We start from the raw sequence: 6,244 nt of genomic DNA on the forward strand, positions 1-6,244 counted from the left end.
ATTCGAAGGGCGCGACCATCGCGTCTGCTTCGACCCTCGACAAGGACGTGAAGGCTAAGAACGGCTCGACAACTGAAGCTGCGGCTGATGTTGGCAAGCGGGTAGCCGAAGCTGCTAAGAAAGCTGGTATTTCCAGCGTGGTTTTTGATCGTGGCGGGTTCCTGTTCCACGGTCGCGTCAAAGCGCTTGCTGATGCAGCGCGCGAAGGCGGATTGGAGTTCTGATGATGGCTGAAAACACTGAAAGCACTGTATCTGTGACTGACGGCGCAGCTCCTGAAGCAGCCGAAGGTCAACGTCGCGGTCGCGGCGGTCGTGGCGGCGGTGATAACCGTGGTGGCGGTGGCCGTGGTCGTAACAACGATCGTCGTCCTGCACAGGAAGAAGATGATGGCACGATCGAAAAGCTCGTTCACATCAACCGCGTTTCGAAAACTGTTAAGGGCGGTAAGCGCTTCGGTTTTGCGGCACTCGTCGTTGTTGGTGACGGTCAGGGTCGCGTAGGCTTTGGTCATGGTAAAGCACGCGAAGTGCCAGAAGCCATTAACAAAGCGACTGCAGCTGCCAAGAAATCGATGATCCGCGTTGCCCTGAAAGATGGTCGTACGTTGCATCACGACGGCAAGGGCCATTTCGGCGCTGGCAAGGTGACGTTGCGTTCGGCACCAGCCGGTACCGGCATCATCGCAGGTGGCCCAATGCGCGCCGTTTTCGAAAGCCTGGGCGTTGCGGACGTTGTGACCAAATCGGTCGGTACGTCGAACCCTTACAACATGATCCGTGCTACTTTCGCGGCGCTGTCTGAACAGACCAGCCCCAAGTCGGTAGCGCAGCGTCGCGGCAAGAAAATCGCCGACCTTCTTGGTCGCGGTGGCAGCAAAACTGCTGAAGCCGACGCAGAAGCTATTGCGGAGTAATCGATATGGCGAAGATTAAACTGAAGCAGACCGGTTCGCCGATCCGCCGTCCAGCCTCACAGCGCGCAACTTTAAAGGGCCTTGGCCTTGACAAGATGAACCGCGTTGTCGAAATCGAAGACACAGCCGAAGTGCGCGGAATGATCCGCACAGTTCGTCACATGGTCCAAATTCAGGACTGATAACATCAGCGCGAATTAAAGCGAAAGCGAGTGCACGACATGAAATTGAATGACATTAAAGACAACGAAGGCGCCCGCCATCGCCGTATGCGCGTTGGCCGTGGTATCGGTTCGGGCAAAGGCAAGACCTCGGGTCGCGGCCAAAAGGGCCAGACCAGCCGTTCGGGTGTTTCGATCAACGGATTTGAAGGCGGCCAGATGCCACTTCACATGCGTATTCCAAAGCGCGGCTTCAACAACATCTTCGCCAAGGACCATGCAGAAGTAAATCTGGGCATGATCCAGAAGTTTATCGATGCCAAGAAAATCGACATCAAAGCTGTTGTTGACCATGCGGCGTTGAAGGCAGCTGGTCTTGCACGTGGTGGCAAGGACGGCGTCCGTTTGTTGGCTAAGGGTGAACTGACCTCCAAGGTGAACTTTTCGGTCGCTGGTGCTTCGAAGGCAGCCGTTGAGGCCGTTGAAAAGGCCGGTGGTAAGGTTGAAGTGCTGGTAAAGGTTTCTGCATCGGAAAAAGCAGCTGCGAAGAAATCATCAGTCAAGAACGCTGCTAAAGAAGCTGCGGCCAAGAAATAAGACGGGGGCGACGACTTCGCTCTTGTCATGCCAGCCCCGCTTCCCGATATGGGCTGGCGGGGTTTGACATTTCTGGGGTTCGTCCAGATACAGTCAGGCGAAATTTTTGGGGTGAAGCCGTTGCGCGATTATTGTGCATTCACGGTTAATCCGGAACCAAGGAACGTATATCATGGCATCTAGGGCCGACCAAATGGCCTCGAACCTCAATTTATCGAAGTTCGGGCAGGCAACAGAGCTTAAGAACCGCATCTGGTTCACTATCGGCGCGCTCATCATATTCCGGATGCTGAGCTTCGTGCCGCTACCGGGCGTTGATCCCATCGCGCAAGCTGCCCTTTATGCGAACAACGCCGCTGGCGGCGTTCTCGATATCTTCAACACTTTCTCGGGCGGTAGCCTTGAGCGCATGAGCCTCATCGCGCTTGGCGTCATGCCCTATATCACTGCGTCGATCGTGGTGCAGCTCGCTTCATCGCTTTCGCCTACGCTTGCTGCCATCAAGAAAGAGGGCGAGAGCGGACGCAAGAAACTTAATCAGTACACACGCTATGGCACTGTGTTTCTGACGGCGGTGCAGGGATATTTCCTCGCGGCAGGGCTTGAGAGCCTCGCTGCGGCCAACGGCATTAGCGCGGTTGTTGAACCGGGCCTGATGTTCCGTGTCGTTGCGACCATCAGCCTTATCGGCGGCACCATGTTCCTGATGTGGTTGGGTGAACAGATTACATCGCGGGGTATCGGCAACGGTATCTCCTTGATCATCATGGCGGGTATCGTCGCCCAAATGCCACGGTTGTTCGCACAGCTTCTTGAAGGCGGACGGACCGGATCGATCAGCGGTTTTCTGATCGTCGGCTTCCTTTTGATGTTCGTCGGCCTGACTTTGCTGATCTGTTTCATGGAGCGCGGCCAGCGCCGCGTACTTATTCAATATCCAAAGCGCGCGACGCAGCGCGGCATGATGCAGGCTGACCGCAGCCATCTTCCCTTGAAGATCAACACTGCTGGCGTCATTCCGCCGATTTTTGCATCATCATTGTTGCTGTTGCCTATCACCATTACACAGCTTGGTGGAAACAAGGTTGCGGGTGAAAGCGCGATGGGTGACTTTGTCATCACGTTGAACCAGTATTTGGCCCATGGGCAGCCGGTGTATCTAGCGCTCTATGGCCTCGGCATCATTTTCTTCTGTTTCTTTTACACCGCTGTGGTGTTCAATCCGGAAGAAACATCTGAGAATCTGAAGAAAGCCGGTGGCTTCATTCCGGGCATTCGTCCGGGCAAGAACACCGAATCCTATCTGGATTATGTTCTGACACGCATCACCGTGTTGGGCGCCGCCTATTTGACCTTGGTCTGCTTGTTGCCCGACTATGTCATGGCTCAAACCGGCCAGCAGCAGTTCTTTGCGATTGGCGGAACCAGCTTGCTCATTCTGGTCAACGTCACCATTGATACGATTTCACAAATCCAGAGCCATCTGCTCGCCCACCAATATGGGGATTTGCTGAAGAAGGCCAAGTTGAAGGGTGGACGCGCCCGTTAAGGGGTGCGACATCGAAACGAACAGGGAAACGTTTCATGAATATCATCCTTTTGGGGCCTCCTGGCGCAGGCAAAGGAACGCAGGCTGCATTTCTCGTCGAGAAATATGGCATGGTGCAATTGTCGACCGGCGATATCCTGCGTGCTGCCGTAAAGGCTGGCACTGAAGTCGGTAAAATGGCGGATGAGATCATGAAGGCCGGGAAGCTTTTCCCTGACGAATTGATGGCCGAAATTCTTGGCGAGCATATGGATGCGATCCCTGCAGATAAGGGCCTGATTTTTGATGGCTACCCACGCACGGCTCCGCAAGTTGCACTTCTCGATGGTCTGTTGTCCGCACGTCAACGAACGCTCCATTATGTGATTGAACTGGTTGTTGATGAAGACGCGTTGGTCGAACGCGTTGTTGGCCGTTTCACCTGCGCCAATTGCGGTGATGGCTATCATGATGTTTTCAAAAAACCGGTCAAAGCCGACACCTGTGACAAATGCGGATCGCATGAATTTAAGCGTCGCCCCGATGACAATGAAGAAACCGTCCGTACCCGCATGGCGGAGTATCGCGCAAAGACCGAACCGATCTTGCCCCTGTATGATGCCCGCGGCCTTGTAAGCCGCGTCGATGGCATGGCGCCGATTGACGACGTAACGAAGGCGATTGAAGCGATCATCGCCTGACGCCCGCTGAAACAAGTTAAACGTGACGGAAATGGAAACGGTTGTTAGACACGCCTTCCATGAAACATCTTGCCCTCACGGCAGCCATATGTGCTGCAACAGCATCGCCGGCATTTGCCGACGTTAAAGCTGCGTCGGACACCGGTTTTAACATCATCCACATCGCCACCGTTCAGGCAACGCCCGACGAGATATGGACGCGCCTACTTGCGCCAAAGGACTATTGGAACAAGTCGCACAGTTGGTCGGGCTCTACCGCGGGCTTTTATATCGATGCGCAAGCCAATGGGTGCTTTTGCGAACTGATTCAGGAAACTGACGCAAACGGGAAGGTTAAGACCGTCGGAAGCGTCGAGCATATGCGCGTTATTTTCGCGCATCCCGGCAAAGTTTTGCGGATGCAAGGTGCGTTGGGGCCGCTCCAGTCGGAAGCTGTGATTGGCACGCTGACCGTTGCCATGGAACCCGCAAAGCAAGACGGCGCCACACGCGTCAGCTTCTCTTATGTTGTTGGCGGCTATATGCGCTACAAGGTTGCTGAAATCGCGCCTGCGGTTGATAAGATGTTGGGCGAGCAGTTTAAAAACATGCTGCTGCCGTTTACGCCGCCCGCGGATGAACCACCCAAGGTTGAGGGCTTTAATCTGGATGTTGAGAATTTGGACATGGCCCCCGCGACCGAAGCTGCCGACGCAAATGAAGCACCGGCGGACGCGGAAACACAAGATGACCCTGTCGCCGATCCGCCCGCACCGGAGCCGATCTAATTGGCTGTCGGGGGTGGCAAGCCGCGTTCAGGCGGCAAATTAGAAATTGGCTGGTGCGAAATGGTCGATGTGCCGAGCCTTGGCCTGTCGCACGTGCACGCGAAAATGGACACGGGCGCAGCGACATCATCGATACATGCTACCCGGATTAAGCCGATCATCCGCGACGGCAAGCCGTGGGTCGAATTTTGGTTCCGTTTGAATGCGGGCGAAAAGCCAAAGCGTTATGAAGCGCCAGTCATCGACCGGCGCATGGTGCGATCCTCCAATGGTGACACGCAAGAACGTTATGTCATCTCAGCGCAATTTTGTTTTGGTAAGCTGTGTTGGAACGGACAGCTCACCTTGGCGAACCGGCGTTCGATGGCCTTTCCCTTGCTAATTGGCCGACGGGCGCTAAGGCGCGGCTTTCTGGTCAATAGCGCACGACGCTGGGTATTGGGCAAGCCAGCGAATCAAGGACAAAAGAGCACATGAAAATCGCCATGTTGGCACGCAACGCCAACCTATATTCGCACCAACGGCTCGTCGAAGCCGCCTTGGCGCGTGGACATGAGATTGATGTTCTGAATACGTTGCGGGTGACGATGAACATCACGTCGCACCGCCCCGAAGCATATTATCAGGGTGCCAAGCTTGGCAAATATGACGCGGTCATTCCGCGCATTGGCGCGTCCATCACATTTTACGGCCTCGCTGTGCTGCGTCAGTTTGAGATGATGAACGTATGGTCATTGAACGAAAGCGTCGCCATCGGCAGATCCCGCGACAAGCTGCGGTCGTTGCAGATTCTGGCGCGCAAGGGGCTTGGCCTGCCGGTAACGGCATTCGCCCACGATCCCAAGCAAACCGATGAAGTCATCAAAATGGTTGGCGGCGCGCCCGTGGTCATCAAGCTATTGGAAGGCACGCAGGGCATTGGCGTGGTTTTGGGTGAGACCGAAAAGTCGGCCCGCTCCGTCATTGAGGCGTTTCGCGGTGCCAACGTGAACATCCTCGTGCAGGAGTTTATCAAAGAGGCAAATGCCACCGACATCCGGTGCTTTGTGATCGGCAACAAGGTCGTTGCATCGATTCAGCGTAAGGGGGCGGAGGGCGATTTTCGATCAAATCTGCACCGCGGCGGTTCGGCTGAAGCGATAAAAATCACGCCGGAGGAACGATCAACCGCAGTCCGCGCCGCGCGCGCCATGGGGTTAAATGTCGCTGGCGTCGATATGCTGCGGTCCAATCATGGCCCGGTCATCATGGAAGTGAACAGTTCGCCCGGGCTTGAAGGAATCGAAAAAGCCACCGGCAAGGATATTGCGAGCCGGATTATTGCGTTCATCGAGGAAAACGCAATTGCGGGCAAAACCAAGACCAAAGGCAAGGGATAGCGCGCCGCCAGCCTTGACAGTTGGCGCGACTCACCGTAAGGCGACGTGAATTCCGAACATCTGGTGCAGCCAGCAGCGCTTTTTCGCGTCCGCTGGTTTTGTGCGTTTCGGAATATCATCAGCGTTGAGATAGGGTTTGTCTTTCGGGACACCTGTGGAGCAGGAGTAAATAAATTGGCACGTATTGCCGGAGTT

Annotated in this window: 9 protein-coding genes; all 9 read left to right on the forward strand. The window is 55.2% G+C overall.

Going from position 1 to position 6,244, the window contains the following annotated elements; translation table 11 throughout:
• The coding region (locus ACIQ0G_RS09515; RefSeq protein WP_397577702.1) for a 50S ribosomal protein L18 at positions 1-224 on the forward strand (224 nt) is incomplete at its 5' end.
• A gap of 2 nt (positions 225-226) precedes the next feature.
• Entirely contained in the window at positions 227-916 is a 690-nt protein-coding gene (rpsE, locus tag ACIQ0G_RS09520; protein ID WP_397577707.1) for a 30S ribosomal protein S5, read from the forward strand.
• Between the two features lie 5 nt (positions 917-921).
• Complete coding sequence (rpmD, locus tag ACIQ0G_RS09525) at positions 922-1,098, forward strand: 50S ribosomal protein L30 (protein WP_183941953.1); 177 nt, start codon at positions 922-924, stop codon at positions 1,096-1,098.
• A 39-nt stretch (positions 1,099-1,137) separates the two neighbouring features.
• Complete coding sequence (gene rplO / locus ACIQ0G_RS09530; protein ID WP_183941952.1) at positions 1,138-1,674, forward strand: 50S ribosomal protein L15; 537 nt, start codon at positions 1,138-1,140, stop codon at positions 1,672-1,674.
• Between the two features lie 172 nt (positions 1,675-1,846).
• Positions 1,847-3,223, forward strand: coding sequence for a preprotein translocase subunit SecY (gene secY, locus ACIQ0G_RS09535; protein WP_333569389.1), 1,377 nt, complete (start codon positions 1,847-1,849; stop codon positions 3,221-3,223).
• A 35-nt stretch (positions 3,224-3,258) separates the two neighbouring features.
• The gene (locus ACIQ0G_RS09540; protein WP_397577703.1) at positions 3,259-3,903 is read left to right on the forward strand and encodes an adenylate kinase; all 645 of its coding nucleotides are present in this window, start codon (positions 3,259-3,261) and stop codon (positions 3,901-3,903) included.
• A gap of 59 nt (positions 3,904-3,962) precedes the next feature.
• Positions 3,963-4,670, forward strand: coding sequence for a hypothetical protein (locus ACIQ0G_RS09545; RefSeq protein ID WP_397577704.1), 708 nt, complete (start codon positions 3,963-3,965; stop codon positions 4,668-4,670).
• Positions 4,671-5,147, forward strand: coding sequence for an ATP-dependent zinc protease (locus ACIQ0G_RS09550; protein ID WP_397577705.1), 477 nt, complete (start codon positions 4,671-4,673; stop codon positions 5,145-5,147). It begins immediately after the preceding gene.
• Complete coding sequence (rimK, locus tag ACIQ0G_RS09555; protein WP_397577706.1) at positions 5,144-6,049, forward strand: 30S ribosomal protein S6--L-glutamate ligase; 906 nt, start codon at positions 5,144-5,146, stop codon at positions 6,047-6,049. Before ACIQ0G_RS09550 ends, rimK begins: the two co-directional genes overlap by 4 nt.
• Positions 6,050-6,244: the final 195 nt, after the last annotated feature.

It is taken from the genome of Sphingorhabdus sp. (assembly GCF_044354325.1).
In the GTDB taxonomy this organism is placed as follows: Bacteria; Pseudomonadota; Alphaproteobacteria; order Sphingomonadales; family Sphingomonadaceae; genus Sphingorhabdus_B.